The organism is Pseudomonas sp. No.21 (assembly GCF_054558415.1).
In genome coordinates, this window is record NZ_BAAJNO010000020.1 from 64,878 (window position 1) to 79,792 (window position 14,915).

Genomic DNA, 14,915 nt, shown 5'->3' on the forward strand with positions numbered 1-14,915 from the left:
CTCAACAACGCGGCAGGGCCGCAATGAACAGAGAGTTCCCAACGGTGAAAAGCAAACTCAAGCTCCACGGGTTCAACAACCTGACGAAGACCTTGAGCTTCAACATCTATGACATCTGCTATGCAGAGACCCCCGAGGACCAGCAGGCCTACGTCCAGTACATCGACGAAGAGTACGACGCCGAGCGCCTGACCCAGATCCTCACCGACGTGGTCGACATCATAGGTGCGAACATCCTCAACATCGCCCGCCAGGATTACGATCCCCAGGGCGCCAGCGTGACCATCCTCATTTCCGAGCAGCCGGTGACGCCCACCGACAGCCAGATCGAGGAGTCCCCCGGCCCGCTGCCCGAGACCATCCTGGCCCATCTGGACAAGAGCCACATCACCGTTCACACCTACCCGGAAATCCATCCGGTGTCGGGGATCGCGACCTTCCGCGTGGACATCGACGTTTCCACCTGCGGCGTGATTTCGCCCCTGAAGGCGCTCAACTACCTGATCCACCAGTTCGACTCGGACATCGTCACCGTCGACTATCGCGTGCGTGGCTTCACCCGCGATGTTGAAGGTCGGAAGCACTTCATCGACCACGAGATCAACTCGATCCAGAACTACCTCTCCGACGATACCCAGGACGCGTACCAGATGACGGACGTGAACGTGTACCAGGAGAACCTGTTCCACACCAAGATGCTGTTGAAGAACTTCGACCTGGACAACTATCTGTTCGGCGACGCGACCTCCAACCTGACCGCTGAGCAGCGCAAGCAGGTCGAAGAGCGCGTCCGGCACGAGATGCTGGAAATCTTCTACGCGCGCAATATGCCGCGCTGACGCGCGGGGGCTGCAAGCTCGAAGCCGCAAGCAGCACGTGAAAAGTACAAAGGGCGCCTGGGCGCCCTTTGTCGTTCTTGCAGTTTGCTTGCCGCTTGAAACTCGCCGCTTGCGGCTTCAGACCCTATACGTGCTCTTGGTCATCACCTTGGAAAGCAGCGTCATGCCGAACTTCACCGGAGCGGGGAAGCGCAGGCCGCCGGCCTCCAGCGCGGTAGTGGCGTGGTGCTCTTCGTCCGTACGCATCTGCTCGAGGATGGCGCGGGACTTGGCGTCCTCGGCGGGAATCTGCTGCAGGTGGTCGTCCAGGTGCTTGCAGACCTGGTCCTCGGTGGCGGCGACGAAGCCGAGGCTGACCTTGTCGCTGATCAGGCCTGCGACGGCGCCGACACCGAAGGACAGGCCATAGAACAGCGGGTTGAGCACGCTGGGGCGGCCACCGAGTTCGCGGATACGTTGTTCGCACCAGGCCAGGTGGTCGATCTCCTCCTCGGCGGCGTGCTCCATCGCCTTGCGCACTTCCGGCAGCTTGGCGGTCAGTGACTGCCCCTGGTACAGGGCCTGGGCGCAGACTTCACCGGTGTGGTTGATACGCATCAGGCCGGTGACGTGGCGGCTGTCCGCCTCGCTCATGGGCGCTTCGTCCTGCAGGTTCGCCGGGTTGGGGCGATAGGGCTGGCCCTTGAAGGGCAGCAGGGTCTTGAGGGCCGCATCGGCCTGGAGCAGGAAGCGGTCAACGGGGGAGTACTGGCGTTCGGTGGCCATGGGGCACCTCCGGTAGGCAAGAATGCCGAGCAGTTTAACCCATCGGAACTGCCCGGGTTTGACCGGGATCACTGCAGCTCGCGCAGCACCCGGAAGCCCAGGGCGTAGTCGTCGTGCCCCGGCTGCTTGAGATCACGCAGGCTGGTTCGCAGGTAGGCCGGTCCGCTGTTCCAGGCGCCACCCCGCACCACGCGCGGGCTGCGGTCGAGCAGCGCCGCAGCCTGCGTCTCGCTGCCGTCGAAGGGGGCGACGAAGCGCGAAGCGGTCCATTCCCAGACGTTGCCGGCGGTGTCGTGCAGCCCGAAGGCGTTGGCTGGGTACTGGCCCACCTGCGCGGTCTTGCCGCGGATCGCATTGGGCGTGCCGCAGCCTCGGCAATGGGCGCGTGGTGCGCTCTCGCTGCTGTCCAGTTCGTCGCCCCACCAGTAGTAGCCACGGCTGCCGGCCCGCGCGGCATATTCCCATTCCGCCTCGGTGGGCAGCCGGTAGCGCTGGCCCGTGGCCTTGCTGAGCCAGTCGCAGTAGGCGCGGGCGTCGAACCAGTTCACGTGGATCACCGGGCGCTGCCCGGAAAGGCCCCAGCCTTCGTTATCGGGCATCGGCTTGCCGGTCGCGCTCGCGTAGCGCTGCCAGTCGTCGAAGGTCAGCTCGAGGCGACCGATTGCGAAGGGTTTCTCGATGACCACGGGGTGTGGCGGGCGCTCGTTGTCGTTGCCGCGCCCGGTGGTATCGCCCATGAGGAATTCGCCCGCAGGGACCACCACCAGCTCGGGGCCCTGGGCGCCGTCCGGCAGTGCATCACGCAGGCGCTCGCCGGCCTGTTGGGCCAGGGCGGCGAGCGGTAGCAGCGAGAGGGCGAGGAGTAGCGTGCGGCGCATCAGCCCGGCGGCCAGTGCAGCTGGCGCTGACCGAGCACGTGCATGTGGATGTGGTAGACGGTCTGGCCACCCAGCTCGTTGCAGTTCATCACCACGCGGAAGCCTTCGTCGCAGCCCTGTTCCTTCGCCAGGCGCTGGGCGGTATGGACGATATGCCCGGTCAGCGCCTTGTCGTCCTCGGTGAGGTCGTTGAGGGTGGCGATGTGCTTCCTGGGGATGACCAGGAAGTGCACCGGAGCCTGGGGGGCGATGTCGTGGAAGGCGATCACGTGATCGTCTTCATAGAGCTTGCGCGCGGGGATGTCCCCAGCGACGATTTTGCAGAACAGACAGTCCACGGACATTCTCCGGCCTGTTATAAGAAGCCCCCGAGTTTAGCGGCGCGTGTTTATCCCGGCCAGCCTGCCTGGCTGCACAAGGAGCCTGTGTGAAGAACGACATCCACGATCTGGGGCTGGTGCTGGACTCCAAGGTCAAGCTCATCGTCATCGAGTCCTGGGACGAGCAGCGCGTGCTGGAGACCCTGACCACCCTGGCGGTCAAACGCGGGCTCGGCCTGTTCACCTGGGCGGTGACCGAGGGCCTGCAGCGGCTCGGTTTCGGTGGCGACCCGGTAGGCGATGGCGCGAGCACCGATGCGGAAGCCGCGTTGCGCCTGATCAAGGCCGACCCGCAGCCCAATCTCTACGTGATGTGCGACCTGCACCCCTTCTTCGACGACAACCCCAAGCTGGTGCGCCTGCTCAAGGAAGTCGCCATGGCCGAGGCCATTCACAAGCCGACCCTGGTGCTGGTCTCCCACGCGATGAAGCTGCCCGCCGAAGTGCAGCGCTACAGCGCGCGCTTCAGCCTGGCGTTGCCGAGCGAAGACGAGTTGCTGGCCATCGTCCGCGAAGAAGCCACGCGCTGGAGCGAGCGCAACCGTGGCGCTCGCGTGCGCACCGACAACCGTACCCTGCAGCAGGTGGTGAAGAACCTGCGCGGGCTCAGCCATGGCGAGGCGCGTTCGCTGGCGCGCAACGTGATCTGCGATGACGGCGCCATCACCCAGGAGGACCTGCCTGAGCTGAACAAGACCAAGTTCCAGCTGCTCGACCTGGAAGGCGTGCTCAGCTTCGAATACGACACCGCGCGCTTCGCCGACGTCGGTGGGCTGGCCAACCTCAAGCGCTGGCTGGGCGAGCGGCAGAGCGCCTTCATGGAAGCCAAGCCGACCAACATGCCCAAGGGCATGTTGCTGGTGGGCGTGCAGGGCGGCGGCAAGAGCCTGGCAGCCAAGGCGGTGGCCGGTCTCTGGGGGCTGCCGTTGCTGCGCCTGGACTTCGCCTGCCTGTACAACAAGTTTTTCGGCGAGACCGAGCGCAACCTGCGCGATGCTCTCAAGCTGGCCGAGCAGATGGCGCCCTGCGTGCTGTGGATGGACGAACTGGAGAAGGGGCTGGCCAGCGGTGACCAGGACGGCGGCGTGAGCCAGCGCGTGTTGGGCACGCTGCTGACCTGGATGTCGGAGCGCAAGGCGCCGGTGTTCATGGTGGCCACCGCCAACGCCATACACCGCCTGCCGCCGGAGCTGGTGCGCAAGGGGCGCTTCGACGAGCTGTTCTTCGTCGACCTGCCTGGCGCCGAGGTGCGGGCCGAGATCTTTCGCATCCACCTGTCCCGCCGCGACATCGACCCCGCCCAGTTCGATCTGCCGGTCCTCGCGGCATCCAGCGACGGTTTTTCCGGCGCCGAGATCGAGCAAGCGGTGGTGGGGATGCTCTATGCCGCGCAGGCGGCCCAGGTCGGCGTGAGCCAGGCACTGCTGCTGCAGCAGTTGCTGGGTACGGCGCCGCTGTCGGTGGTGATGGCCGAGGAGCAGGCCAAGTTGCGGACCTGGGCGGACGGGCGTTGCGTGAAGGCCGACTGACACGGCTGGACTTGAAGAAAGGCGCCTCGCGGCGCCTCTTCTATTTCGGGAGGTAGGCCTTGTTGATCCGCCCGGCCAGGCGCCGGACCAGCCAGCGCGGCGACAGGCGCGGGCTCATCGCCAGCAGGCGGTTGCGCCAGCCGGGGATGATGATGGCGCGGTTCTTTTCCAGCGCCTTCACGGTGATCAGGGCGACTTCCTCGGCGCTCATCATCAGCTTGCTGCCTTCGAGCTTCTCGCCGGCCATCCGCGCACCCCGGAAGAATGCGGTGCGGGTCGGGCCGGGGCAGAGCACCGAGACGCCGACGCCATGGACCTTGAGTTCTTCGCGCAGCCCTTCGGAGAAGTGGAGCACGTAGGCCTTGCTGGCGTAGTAGTTGCTCATCCAGGCGCCAGGCTGGAAGCCGGCGACCGAGGCGACGTTGAGGATCTGGCCGGTGCCACGGCTGGCCATGGCGCCGCCGATTTCATGGCAGAGACGGGCGAGGGCGAGGACGTTGAGCTCGATGAGCTCCTGTTCGCGGCTCCAGTCCTGTTCGACGTAGAGGCCGGACGTGCCGATGCCGGCGTTGTTCACCAGCAGGTCGATTTCCCGCTCGCCCTGGTTCAGCTCATGCAGCAGCCCGGAGAGTTGCAGGGGTTCGGAGAGGTCGCAGGTGCGGTAGAGCACTTCCACGCCGAAGCGCTGGGTCAGTTCGTAGGCGATGCTCTCCAGCGCGTCGCGTTGCCGGGCCACCAGGATCAGATGGCGGCCCCGGCGAGCCAGGGCTTCCGCCAGGGCGAGGCCTAGGCCGCTGGAGGCGCCGGTAATCAGGGCAAAACGAGGCATCGCGAATCTCCGTGTCGGGGCCGGGTTGGACAACGTCAGCCCCGGGAGGTTGCTCAGTTGGACTCGAACTCTTCCTGCTCGGCGGGTGTTTCCGCCTCAGCCGGGTCGGCCGACTCGGCGGGATCGACGTACTCGCCTTCCTCGGTGGGTTGCGCGTACTCGCCGTCGGCCGGCGCTTCGTAGCTGCTCATCTCGGAGCGTTCTACGTAATCCTGGTAGGCCGGGATGCTGATGGCCGCGAGGATGCCGAAGACCACGGGGATGACCAGCCACATCCAGGCCAGGACCTTCACCGCATTGGTGTTCGGCGGCGGTGGTGCGCCGAAGCGGTTGGCGCCGGTGGTGCCGGGGATGAACAGCAGCAGCAGGGGGAAGACACTGCCGACGATGGGCACGAAGTTCAGCAGGTAGAGCCAGCCCGACCAGCCGATGTCGTGCAGGCGCTGGACGTTGATCTGCACGCTGACGACGATGGCGGCGATACCCAGCACGGTGGCGATGAGGCCGCCGACGATCGGGTGGATGGCGAAGCCGATGCCGGCACCGACGCCAAGCACGACCAGCAGCGCGATCATGAACACGAAGGACCAGGCCAGGTAGCGCACTCGGCCGATACGGCCGGTGATGCCGAATGGGCGCAGCTCGCAGTACTGCGGCAACGCTTCGCCAACCTGCGCCTGCGGGGTGGCGTAGGGCGAGGTCGCGGTGCCGGCCACGGCGGGGGTGGTTGCCGGGGCGCTTTCGGCCAGTTGGGCCTGACGCGCCAGGTACTTCTCGATGATGATGCCGCAGGCCTGGCATTCGACGGACTTGGCCTGCTCATGGCCGCATTTGGGGCAGGTCATGGTTCCGGTGTCCTGCTCGGCTTCGACGGCTGCCAGGGTCTCCGGATTGGGGTGGTCCTCGGTTTCCACCAGGCTGAAGCCGGCGGCGAGGTCCTGTTCCTTGCGCACCTGGGCGCCGGCACGTTGCAGGGCGGCCAGGTACTTGTCCGCTTCGACTTCCTCGAGGTCGCGCTTGAGCGCAACGGGGCGTCCACCGAACAGGCTGTCGATCTTGCTGGCGTCGCTCTTGAAGAGCTTGGCGAGGTTCTCCTTCACGGTTTCCAATGCCACACCGGGCATCAGTTCTCCTTCGAAGACGATCTTGTAGCGGGCATCGGACATGCGGGCATCCTTGTCGGCGGCTGGTTGGGGATGGCACAGCGTAATGGTGGCGTACCCTGCGGCACAAGCGGCCTGCCGCACAAAAAGCGGAGCCGGTCAGGCGGCTGGTTGCGGCTTCCAGGTGCCGACCAGCTTGCCATGGCGGAGCAGGCGCAGTTCGCCGAAGCGATTGAACAAGCCTTCGCAGAGCAAGGGACGCAGGAACACCCAGTTGTCCACGGCGAGTGCCGTGCCGGCGGAGCCGATCAGGCGCTCCTGGTTGGCGCTGCGCCCGTAGATGCCGTCATAGGACAGGCCCCCGGGCGAGACCGGTTGCGCCGGCCAGCGACCGCCATAGAGGTAGTAGGCGTTGTGCCGGTTGGGGTTCCAGGCTTCGAGTGCGCCTTGTGCCTGTTGCAGGTAGGGAAGGGCGCCGCTCTGTACCTTGAGCACCGGAGCGGCGATCCAGATCGCACTCTGGTGGCTGGACAGCAGGGGCGTATCGAACTCGACGGGCTTGAGCAGGGCAGAGCCTACCGCGACCTCGTTCAGCGGCGTCGTGCCCTTCGCGTGCAGGGGATAGGTGAGGCTGCCGGCGCCGTTGAGCAAGGGCTGCCGGGGCCAGATGGCGGGGAAGCCCCGTGCGGCCTCGATGAACGTCGTGTAGCGGGCATTGGCGGTTTCGAACGCATCCTGGCTGCCGGTCCAGAAGGGCGCGTGGGCCACCTGGGCGTCGTAGCCCATCAGGCCGCGCAGGTGCAGCAGCGGCTGGTTGTCGGCCAGCAATCGCAGGGTTTGCGCCAGGCTCGCGGTGTCCGGGTGGCCGCCGCGCTGCAGGCCGATATCGATCTCCAGTGCGATATTCATGGGTTTTTGCAGGGCCTGGGCCAGTTCGAGGTACTGGGCCAGGCGTTGCGGGCTATCGACCAGCCAGGTGAGCTGGCGCGATGGGTCGAAGGGCTGGCCGTTGCCCAGTTGCTGGTAGAAGGCGAGCGCTGCCGCGACCGGTAGCGGCTTGCCCAGCAGCAGGTCGGCATCTGGGAATGCCTGTGCCAACTGGTTGATCTGGGGTTGGTGGAAGACCATGAAGCGGCGTGTATCCAGGCGCTTGGCGAGGTACTCGAGCAGCCCGTTGGAGGCCAGGGATTTGGCGACCAGGCGCAACGGCAGCTTGCCGAGGCGCCGGGCGAGCAGGTCGGCGTTGGCATCGAGCCGGTCGAGGTCGATGACCAGTTGCGGCACGCCGCCGCCTTCCTGTTTCAACAGGTTCTGCAGGCTGGCGAAATAGGGCGCATGGGGGCGGCCCTGGTCGCCGGGGCGCATGGCCCACAGCCCGAGCGCTCCGAGTGCGCCCAGGCCGAGCAGGTGCCGACGCTTCATCCTGGCCAGCGCTGGCCGAGGCGGTTCGCCCGCTGGGTGGCGGCACGGTACTCGTGGTCGAGGCGTGTGATCAGTTCTGCGACCGTCGGCAGGTCGTCGATGTCGCCCACGCCCTGGCCGGCTGACCAGACGGTCTTCCAGGCCTTGGCCTCGTCGCTGATGGGCTTGAGCTTCTCGCCGTAGTTGATGTCGGCCTTGTCGGTCAGGCGCTTGAGGTCGTAGCCGGCGGCTTCGAGGCTCTGGCGCATGAAGCTGGCCGGGACGCCGGAGACGGCCGGGGTGTGGACGATGTCGGCGGCGCGGGCGTCGAGGATCATCTGCTTGTAGGGGCTGTCGGCGTTGCTCTGGCGAGTGGCGATGAAGCGGGTGCCGAGGTAGGCGAGATCGGCACCGAGCATCTGTGCGGCGAGGATCTCGTGGCCGTGGTTGAGGCAGCCGGCCAGGAGCAGCGTCTTGTCGAAGAACTGGCGGATTTCGGCGACCAGGGCGAAGGGGCTCCAGGTGCCGGCATGGCCACCGGCGCCTGCCGCTACGGCGATCAGGCCGTCGACGCCGGCTTCGGCGGCCTTCTCGGCATGACGACGGGTGGTGACGTCGTGGAACACCAGGCCGCCGTAGCTGTGCACCGCATCGACTACTTCTTTTACCGCGCCCAGGCTGGTGATGACGATGGGGACCTTCTTCTCGACGCAGATGGCCAGGTCGGCCTGCAGGCGCGGATTGCTGTGGTGGACGATGAGGTTGACCGCGAAGGGGGCGGCATCGGCCTGCAGACCCGCTTCGATCTCGTCGAGCCAGGCGCGGAAGCCTGCACTGTCGCGCTGATTGAGCGCGGGAAAGCTGCCGACGATGCCCGCATTGCTGCAGGCCATGACCAGCTCCGGACCGGAGATCAGGAACATGGGCGCGGCGACGACGGGCATGCGCAGGCGTTGTTCGAGCAGGGCGGGCAGTGACATCGGGCGTTCCTCGTATGGGGCAGTCGGGGGTCAGAAGGGTTTGATCACCACCAGGATGACGATGGCGAGCAGGAACAGGACCGGGACTTCGTTGAACCAGCGGTAGAACACGTGGCTGCGGCCGTTCTCGCCACGGGCGAAGCGCTTGAGCATGGCACCGCAGACGTGGTGATAGCCGATCAGCAGGAACACCAGGGTGAGCTTGGCGTGCAACCAGCCCTGTTTGAGCCAGGCGGGATTGAGGTAGAGCATGCCGGCGCCGATCAGCAGGGTGAGGATCATGGAGGGCTGCATGATGCCGCGGTAGAGCTTGCGCTCCATGATGCAGAAGCGCTCGCGGCTGGGCGTGTCTTCGGCCGAGGCGTGGTAGACGAACAGGCGAGGCAGGTAGAAGAGGCCGGCGAACCAGCATACGACGGCGATGATGTGGAAGGCCTTGAGCCAGAGATAGAGCATCGGATGTTCCCTGATGTGAGGTGGGTCCGATAGTAGAGGCTCCGGCGGTCATGCGTCACCTCGGCGGTTGGCCCTTGGCCGATGCGGCTTTATCATCGGCGGCTTTCCGGTCTTAGGGTGCGGTCGATGTCCAAGCTAGCCATTCGCGATGGCGTTCTGTCTCCCCGGTCGCCCTCTGCCGTGCTTCGCTGATGTCGCGCTGGGAGGTCCGAATCAGTGACCCGCGCCGCGAGCGGCTGGTGCGCTGGTTGGTAGTGGTGTTGCTGCTGGCGCTGCCGGTGGCGTTCTTCGTGGGTGGCTGGCTGCGCGCCGAGGGCCTGGCGGATGCCGTGGCCGAACGCGACAGCCTGCGTGCGCAGCTGGATGAGCGCACCCGTGCGCTCGATCAGTTGCAGCAGCGCCAGGCGGTGCTGGAAAGCGGTGAGCGGTTGGGTCACCAGGCCAACGAGCAGAGCCGCCAGAGCATCAAGATGATGGAGGAGCAGGTTTTCAAGCTGCAGCAGGAGCTGGCGTTCTACCGGGGCGTGCTGGCGCCGGACAGTCGCCGGGAGGGACTGCGTATCCGCGCCTTCGAATTGCACGGCACGGACCAGCCGCAGCGCTTCCGTTTCCGGCTGATGCTCAGCCGGGTCGGCAAGGATGACCAGCCGATCAAGGGCACGCTGCAGGTGCGGGTGATCGGTCGCCAGGATGGCAAGGAGGCGAGCCTGGAGTTGGCTGCACTTTCCAGCGAGATGGCGCAGCAGGATGTCGTTTTTTCCTTCAAGCACTTCCAGGCGATTCCCGAGGCGGGACGTTTCGCCGAGCTGCAGCTGCCCGAAGGTTTCAGTCCCCGTCAGGTAAAGGTGCGAGCACAGGTGGACGGCCAGCAGAAACCGCTGGAGCGCACATTCGAGTGGATCGACGAGGAGTCATGACGATCATGTTCAACAAACAGAAACCCAAGGCTGATCTGCAGCGTTTCAGCGGCAAGACCAGCATCATCGCCATCGGCGCGGAACTGGAGGGCGATCTGCGCTTCCAGGGTGCTGTCCAGGTGGACGGTCGCCTCAAGGGCAATCTAAACGCCAGCGAAGGATTGGTCAGGGTCAGCGTCGAAGGGCTGGTGGAGGGGGAGATACGCGCGCCCCACGTGATCATCGACGGCGAGGTGGTGGGCGATGTGTTCGCCTCCGAACACCTGGAGCTGGGCGCCAAGGCGCGAGTTCGCGGCAATCTCTATTACGGGCTCATGGAGATGGCCATGGGGGCGCAGATAGAGGGGCGCCTCGGGCACATCAAGGAGGCACAGCGCCTGCTGGAAGCGCCGGCCAGCCCGGAAAACACGGACGCTTAATAGTTGACCAGTTTTCTAGGGTAAGCGGATAATGCGTGGCCACAGCGCAGTAAGGCGGCGTCCAGCCGGGAGAGTTACAGCATGAGTGTCGAATCCTTCACCCCCACAGCCCTGATGTTTACGCATGGAGCGGCAAACAAGGTGAAGAACCTGATCGATGAGGAAGGCAATCCGCGGCTCAAGCTGCGTGTCTTCGTCACGGGCGGTGGCTGTTCGGGCTTCCAGTATGGCTTCACCTTCGATGAAGACGTGGCTGACGACGACACCATCGTCGAGCGCGACGGTGTGAGCCTGGTCGTCGATCCCATGAGCTTCCAGTACCTGGCCGGTGCGGAAGTGGACTATCAGGAAGGCCTCGAGGGTTCGCGCTTCGTGATCAAGAACCCGAATGCCACTACTACCTGCGGTTGCGGTTCGTCCTTCTCGATCTGATCGCTGTTCGCTGATGCAGAAACGCCGTGCTCATGCACGGCGTTTTCGTTTGTGCGGTTTGCTTCAAGCGGGATGGATGGCGCCGAGCACGCGCAGGCCCCTGGCGCCGGTCACGCTCGGGCGGTTGGCGGGGATGCCTTCGAGGCAGCAGTGGGCCAGCCAGGCGAAGGCCATGGCTTCGACCCAGTCCGCAGGCACGCCACGGCTGTCGGTGGCGCTGACCTGGGTTCCGGGCAGCAGTTCGGCGAGGCGGCGCATCAGGGCGCCGTTGTGGGCACCGCCACCGCACACCAGCAGTTCGAGGGTGTCGGCCTGGGCGGTCTTGAGCGCATCCACCATGCTGCGGGCGCTGAGTTCGAGGAGGGTGGCTTGCACATCCTCGGGCTTGAGGGGCGGCAGTTTGGCGAGGTGTGCCTGGAGCCAGTTCAGGTTGAACAGTTCACGACCGGTGCTTTTCGGGCCGCGTGTGCTGAAGAAGTCGTCCTCCAGCAGTGTGTCCAGCAATGACGGTTGTGCTTGGCCGCTGGCCGCCCACGCTCCGTCACGATCGTAGTCTTGGCCGTGGTTGAGCTGGATCCAGGCATCCATCAGCACATTGCCGGGACCGCAGTCGAAGCCGCGCACCGGTTGGTCGGGCTCGATCAGTGACAGGTTGCTGAATCCACCGATGTTGAGCACTGCGCGGTTGCCATTGCGGTCGTCGAAGAGCGCTTCATGGAAGGCGGGCACCAGAGGGGCGCCTTGGCCGCCGGCGGCGACATCGCGGCGGCGGAAATCACCGACCACGGTGATGCCGGTGAGCTCGGCCAGCAGGGCGCAGTTGCCGATCTGGATGGTGAAGCCGCGCACCGGTTCGTGGCGCACGGTCTGACCGTGGCTGCCGATGGCGCGGATGTCGGTGGCCGCGAGGCCCTTTTCGCGAAGCAGCAGGTCGATGCCTGAGGCGGCGAGTTCTACCCAGCGCCGTTCGGCCAGGGCCGCACGCGCGAGTTCGTCCTCGCCGGGCGCGCAGAGCGATAGCAGCTCCTGGCGGAGCGAGTCGGGCATGGGGATGTAGTGTGAGGCGATCAGGCGAGTGCGCTCGCCTTGGTCGATCAGGGCGATGTCCAGTCCGTCCAGGCTGGTTCCGGACATCACTCCGAGGTAGCGCGGCATTGGATCAGCGCTTGTTCTGCGCGAGCATGGTGGCCTTTTCCTGGTCCATGCGTGCCATCAGCGGTTTGCTCATCTGCAGGAATCGCTTCTTCTCGGCGCTGGCCAGCGGATCGGCCATGGGCAGCTTCACGCCGAGCGGGTCGACGTGTTGGCCGTTGACCTGGAATTCGTAATGCAGGTGGGGACCGGTGGAGAGCCCGGTTGTGCCGATGTAGCCGATGATCTGCCCTTGCTTGACGGTGCCGCCGGTCTTGATGCCCTTGGCGAAGCCCTGCATGTGGCCGTAGAGGGTCCGGTACTTGCCGCTGTGCTGGATGATCACCGCGTTGCCATAGCCGCCACGACGACCGGCCAGGACGATCTTGCCGTCGCCGGTGGCCTTGATAGGCGTGCCGCGCGGGGCTGCGTAGTCGACACCTTTATGGGCCCGGATCTTGTTGAGGATCGGGTGGCGGCGGCCGATGGAGAAGCGGGAGCTGATGCGGGCGAAGTCCACCGGTGTCCGGATGAAGGCCTTGCGCATGCTGGTGCCGTCGTCGCGGAAGTAGCTGGCGATGCCCTGGCTGCTGGTAAAGCGAACGGCGCTGTAGGTCTTGCCACGGTTGGTGAAGCGCGCGGCGAGGATGTTGCCGGTGCCTACTTGCTTGCCGTTGACTGACTTCTCTTCATAGATGACTTCGAATTCGTCCCCTTCCCGGATGTCGAGGGCGAAGTCGATGTCGTAGTCGAAGATGTTCGCCAGGTCCATGGTCAGGTTGTGCGAGAGACCCGCGCGCTTGGCGGAGAGGAACAGCGAGCTGTCGATCACGCCGCGGGCGTAGGCGGGGTGGATATCCGGTTTGGCCAGGTCACGCTTGAAGTCATAGCCCTTGTCGGTCTTGGACAAGGTCACGGTCTCGAGGTCGCTGAGCTTGGAATGCAGGCTCTGCAGCTCGCCTTCGGGAGAGAGGCGGAACTCGAACGCCTGGCCGACCTTCAGACGGCTGAGGTCCTTGGCATCCTTGCTGCTGTTGAGCACGTCATGCAGAACGGTAGCGGACAGGCCGACCTTGCTGAACAGGGTCGACAAGGTGTCGCCGTTGCCGACGGTTACGGTGTGCAGGCCGGGCTCTTTGGGTGGTTCGCTGGATGCTAGGTCGGTTGAGGCTTCGTCCTTGTCCGCGTCTTTGTCGGCGCTGTTCTGGTCGTCCGCAGGGCGCTCAATGGATGCGAATGGCGAGCTGCCCTCTTCTCCGTTGACGGTGTCTGATCGGAGGTCGTCCTTCTCCTGGATGAGGGCTTCGGAGCCGTTCTCCATTTCCAGATTGATGTAGGTCTTCTTCGCCTCGACTTCACGAGACGGGAACACCAGCAAAGCCAGGCTGAGCAGCGCAGCTACACCGCTTGCGGCCAGCAAATGGCTTTTCGGGTAGCGCGGCGCTTTAGGAACGATATGCGTCATGGCGAGTGGTGTTTTTAGAATGTGAACTAACTGCCTAAAATATAACCAAAATACGGCGTAGGCAACCTCAAGATCCTGCCTTCCGCCGGTTGGTACCGACCCGGGCGCAAAACTTGTAATTAGTCAGCGATCTTGTATGTTTGGTTCCCTTTTGGTTTGTCGAGCGGTTACGGGGCTTTCATGAAGTCGGTTGAAGAGCAGCTGGCGCTTATCAAGCGCGGCGCAGAAGAGGTTCTGGTCGAGTCCGAGCTGGTAGAAAAGCTCAAGCGGGGGCAACCCCTGCGCATCAAGGCGGGGTTCGATCCGACTGCGCCCGATCTGCACCTTGGACATACCGTCCTTATTAATAAGCTGCGCCAGTTCCAGGAGCTGGGGCATCAGGTGATCTTCCTGATCGGCGACTTCACTGGAATGATCGGCGACCCCAGCGGCAAGAGCGCCACCCGCCCTCCGCTTACTCGCGAGCAGGTCCTGGACAACGCCGAGACCTACAAAAGCCAAGTGTTCAAGATTCTCGATCCTGCGAAGACTGAAGTGGCGTTCAACTCCACTTGGATGGATCAGCTGAGCCCGGCGGATTTCATTCGCCTTTCGTCCCAGTACACGGTGGCGCGCATGTTGGAGCGCGATGACTTCGACAAGCGCTACAGCAGCAATCAGCCGATCGCGATCCATGAGTTCCTCTATCCGCTGGTTCAGGGTTATGACTCGGTAGCGCTGCGGGCGGATGTCGAGCTGGGGGGCACCGATCAGAAGTTCAATCTGCTGATGGGGCGTGAACTGCAGCGCGCCTACGGGCAGGAGTCCCAGTGCATCGTCACCATGCCGCTGCTCGAAGGCCTGGATGGCGTGAAGAAGATGTCCAAGTCTCTGGGTAACTATGTGGGTATCCAGGAAGCGCCGGGCGTGATGTATGGCAAGCTGGTATCCATTCCTGATGCGCTGATGTGGCGCTACTTCGAGCTGCTCAGCTTCCGCTCCATGGAAGAGATCGAGCAATTCCGTCGCGACATTGAGCAGGGTGCAAATCCGCGCGACATCAAGATCAAGCTGGCGGAAGAGATCGTGGCTCGCTTCCATGGGGAAGAGGCTGCGGCGTCTGCGCATCGTTCTGCGGGCAACCGTATGAAGGAGGGCGAGCTCCCTGAGGATCTTCCGGAAATCGAGTTGGTAGCAGAAGAGGATATGCCGATTGCTTCTGTCCTTAATAAGGCAGGGCTGGTGAAGAACGCTGCTGTCGCTCGTGATCTGCTCGGTTCTGGTGGTGTTCGTGTAGACGGCGCGGTAGTTGATCGCGGCTTCATCTTCAAGCGTGGCGCCGTGCATGTCTGCCAAGCTGGCAAGAAGGCGTTTGCGCGTATCTCGTTGAAGGTTGAATGATTTTTTCATTT

Annotated in this window: 16 protein-coding genes; 6 read left to right on the forward strand and 10 right to left on the reverse strand. The window is 64.5% G+C overall.

Translation table 11 applies throughout. The annotated features are described in order from the left end of the window. The first annotated feature begins 44 nt into the window (after positions 1-44). Positions 45-839: an adenosylmethionine decarboxylase gene (speD, locus tag ACYJSS_RS28650; RefSeq protein ID WP_111262235.1), complete on the forward strand. Its 795-nt coding sequence runs from the start codon at positions 45-47 to the stop codon at positions 837-839. Positions 840-956: 117 nt separating this feature from the next. Here the strand turns inward: speD and coq7 are convergent, their stop codons facing one another. The 3 genes from coq7 to ACYJSS_RS28665 form a co-directional block, all read right to left on the reverse strand. Further along, positions 957-1,604, reverse strand: coding sequence for a 2-polyprenyl-3-methyl-6-methoxy-1,4-benzoquinone monooxygenase (gene coq7 / locus ACYJSS_RS28655; RefSeq protein WP_111262234.1), 648 nt, complete (start codon positions 1,602-1,604; stop codon positions 957-959). 68 nt (positions 1,605-1,672) lie between these two features. After that, entirely contained in the window at positions 1,673-2,482 is an 810-nt protein-coding gene (locus ACYJSS_RS28660; protein ID WP_111262233.1) for a formylglycine-generating enzyme family protein, read from the reverse strand. Beyond that, a complete protein-coding gene (locus ACYJSS_RS28665) occupies positions 2,482-2,820 on the reverse strand; it encodes a histidine triad nucleotide-binding protein (protein WP_111262280.1) in 339 nt (112 codons plus the stop codon). Before ACYJSS_RS28665 ends, ACYJSS_RS28660 begins: the two co-directional genes overlap by 1 nt. An 89-nt stretch (positions 2,821-2,909) precedes the next feature. Between ACYJSS_RS28665 and ACYJSS_RS28670 the strand changes: the two genes are divergently transcribed. Continuing rightward, positions 2,910-4,391 carry an AAA family ATPase gene (locus tag ACYJSS_RS28670; RefSeq protein WP_111262232.1) on the forward strand — a complete coding sequence of 494 codons (1,482 nt, stop codon included), beginning with the start codon at positions 2,910-2,912 and terminating at the stop codon, positions 4,389-4,391. A gap of 40 nt (positions 4,392-4,431) precedes the next feature. Here ACYJSS_RS28670 and ACYJSS_RS28675 read toward each other — a convergent pair whose 3' ends face one another. From ACYJSS_RS28675 to hemJ, 5 genes are all read right to left on the reverse strand, one after another. Further along, entirely contained in the window at positions 4,432-5,220 is a 789-nt protein-coding gene (locus ACYJSS_RS28675) for an SDR family NAD(P)-dependent oxidoreductase (RefSeq protein WP_213628200.1), read from the reverse strand. 53 nt (positions 5,221-5,273) lie between these two features. Next, complete coding sequence (locus ACYJSS_RS28680; RefSeq protein ID WP_111262230.1) at positions 5,274-6,386, reverse strand: DUF805 domain-containing protein; 1,113 nt, start codon at positions 6,384-6,386, stop codon at positions 5,274-5,276. 96 nt (positions 6,387-6,482) lie between these two features. After that, positions 6,483-7,745, reverse strand: a complete 1,263-nt coding sequence (locus ACYJSS_RS28685; RefSeq protein ID WP_111262229.1) for an alanine racemase — start codon at positions 7,743-7,745, stop codon at positions 6,483-6,485. Then, positions 7,742-8,704, reverse strand: coding sequence for an NAD(P)H-dependent flavin oxidoreductase (locus tag ACYJSS_RS28690; protein WP_111262228.1), 963 nt, complete (start codon positions 8,702-8,704; stop codon positions 7,742-7,744). Before ACYJSS_RS28690 ends, ACYJSS_RS28685 begins: the two co-directional genes overlap by 4 nt. 30 nt (positions 8,705-8,734) lie before the next feature. Continuing rightward, positions 8,735-9,160, reverse strand: a complete 426-nt coding sequence (gene hemJ / locus ACYJSS_RS28695; RefSeq protein WP_111262227.1) for a protoporphyrinogen oxidase HemJ — start codon at positions 9,158-9,160, stop codon at positions 8,735-8,737. Positions 9,161-9,399: 239 nt separating this feature from the next. Between hemJ and ACYJSS_RS28700 the strand changes: the two genes are divergently transcribed. The 3 genes from ACYJSS_RS28700 (at position 9,400) to erpA (ending at position 10,928) form a co-directional block, all read left to right on the forward strand. Continuing rightward, positions 9,400-10,077: a DUF6776 family protein gene (locus ACYJSS_RS28700; protein WP_459481124.1), complete on the forward strand. Its 678-nt coding sequence runs from the start codon at positions 9,400-9,402 to the stop codon at positions 10,075-10,077. A gap of 5 nt (positions 10,078-10,082) precedes the next feature. Then, positions 10,083-10,496, forward strand: a complete 414-nt coding sequence (locus ACYJSS_RS28705; RefSeq protein ID WP_111262278.1) for a bactofilin family protein — start codon at positions 10,083-10,085, stop codon at positions 10,494-10,496. A gap of 81 nt (positions 10,497-10,577) precedes the next feature. Beyond that, on the forward strand, positions 10,578-10,928 hold the full coding sequence (erpA, locus tag ACYJSS_RS28710; protein ID WP_111262226.1) for an iron-sulfur cluster insertion protein ErpA: 351 nt from the start codon (positions 10,578-10,580) through the stop codon (positions 10,926-10,928). A gap of 63 nt (positions 10,929-10,991) precedes the next feature. Here erpA and ACYJSS_RS28715 read toward each other — a convergent pair whose 3' ends face one another. Both ACYJSS_RS28715 and ACYJSS_RS28720 read right to left on the reverse strand, forming a co-directional pair. Beyond that, a complete protein-coding gene (locus ACYJSS_RS28715) occupies positions 10,992-12,083 on the reverse strand; it encodes an anhydro-N-acetylmuramic acid kinase (protein ID WP_111262225.1) in 1,092 nt (363 codons plus the stop codon). A gap of 4 nt (positions 12,084-12,087) precedes the next feature. Next, on the reverse strand, positions 12,088-13,524 hold the full coding sequence (locus tag ACYJSS_RS28720) for a peptidoglycan DD-metalloendopeptidase family protein (RefSeq protein WP_111262224.1): 1,437 nt from the start codon (positions 13,522-13,524) through the stop codon (positions 12,088-12,090). A 180-nt stretch (positions 13,525-13,704) separates the two neighbouring features. On the opposite strand from ACYJSS_RS28720, the gene tyrS reads away from it, so the two are divergent. Continuing rightward, positions 13,705-14,904, forward strand: a complete 1,200-nt coding sequence (gene tyrS, locus ACYJSS_RS28725; RefSeq protein WP_111262223.1) for a tyrosine--tRNA ligase — start codon at positions 13,705-13,707, stop codon at positions 14,902-14,904. Positions 14,905-14,915 lie beyond the last annotated feature (11 nt).

Bases quoted from the DNA above. Each gene is read 5' to 3' on its own strand.
- ACYJSS_RS28675 (WP_213628200.1), bottom strand. From the start codon at position 5,220: ATGCCTCGTTTTGCCCTGATTACCGGCGCCTCCAGCGGCCTAGGCCTC.
- ACYJSS_RS28715 (WP_111262225.1), bottom strand. From the start codon at position 12,083: ATGCCGCGCTACCTCGGAGTGATGTCCGGAACCAGCCTGGACGGACTG.
- ACYJSS_RS28660 (WP_111262233.1), bottom strand. From the start codon at position 2,482: ATGCGCCGCACGCTACTCCTCGCCCTCTCGCTGCTACCGCTCGCCGCC.
- tyrS (WP_111262223.1), top strand. From the start codon at position 13,705: ATGAAGTCGGTTGAAGAGCAGCTGGCGCTTATCAAGCGCGGCGCAGAA.
- ACYJSS_RS28685 (WP_111262229.1), bottom strand. From the start codon at position 7,745: ATGAAGCGTCGGCACCTGCTCGGCCTGGGCGCACTCGGAGCGCTCGGG.
- ACYJSS_RS28680 (WP_111262230.1), bottom strand. From the start codon at position 6,386: ATGTCCGATGCCCGCTACAAGATCGTCTTCGAAGGAGAACTGATGCCC.
- hemJ (WP_111262227.1), bottom strand. From the start codon at position 9,160: ATGCTCTATCTCTGGCTCAAGGCCTTCCACATCATCGCCGTCGTATGC.
- erpA (WP_111262226.1), top strand. From the start codon at position 10,578: ATGAGTGTCGAATCCTTCACCCCCACAGCCCTGATGTTTACGCATGGA.
- ACYJSS_RS28690 (WP_111262228.1), bottom strand. From the start codon at position 8,704: ATGTCACTGCCCGCCCTGCTCGAACAACGCCTGCGCATGCCCGTCGTC.
- ACYJSS_RS28720 (WP_111262224.1), bottom strand. From the start codon at position 13,524: ATGACGCATATCGTTCCTAAAGCGCCGCGCTACCCGAAAAGCCATTTG.
- ACYJSS_RS28705 (WP_111262278.1), top strand. From the start codon at position 10,083: ATGTTCAACAAACAGAAACCCAAGGCTGATCTGCAGCGTTTCAGCGGC.
- coq7 (WP_111262234.1), bottom strand. From the start codon at position 1,604: ATGGCCACCGAACGCCAGTACTCCCCCGTTGACCGCTTCCTGCTCCAG.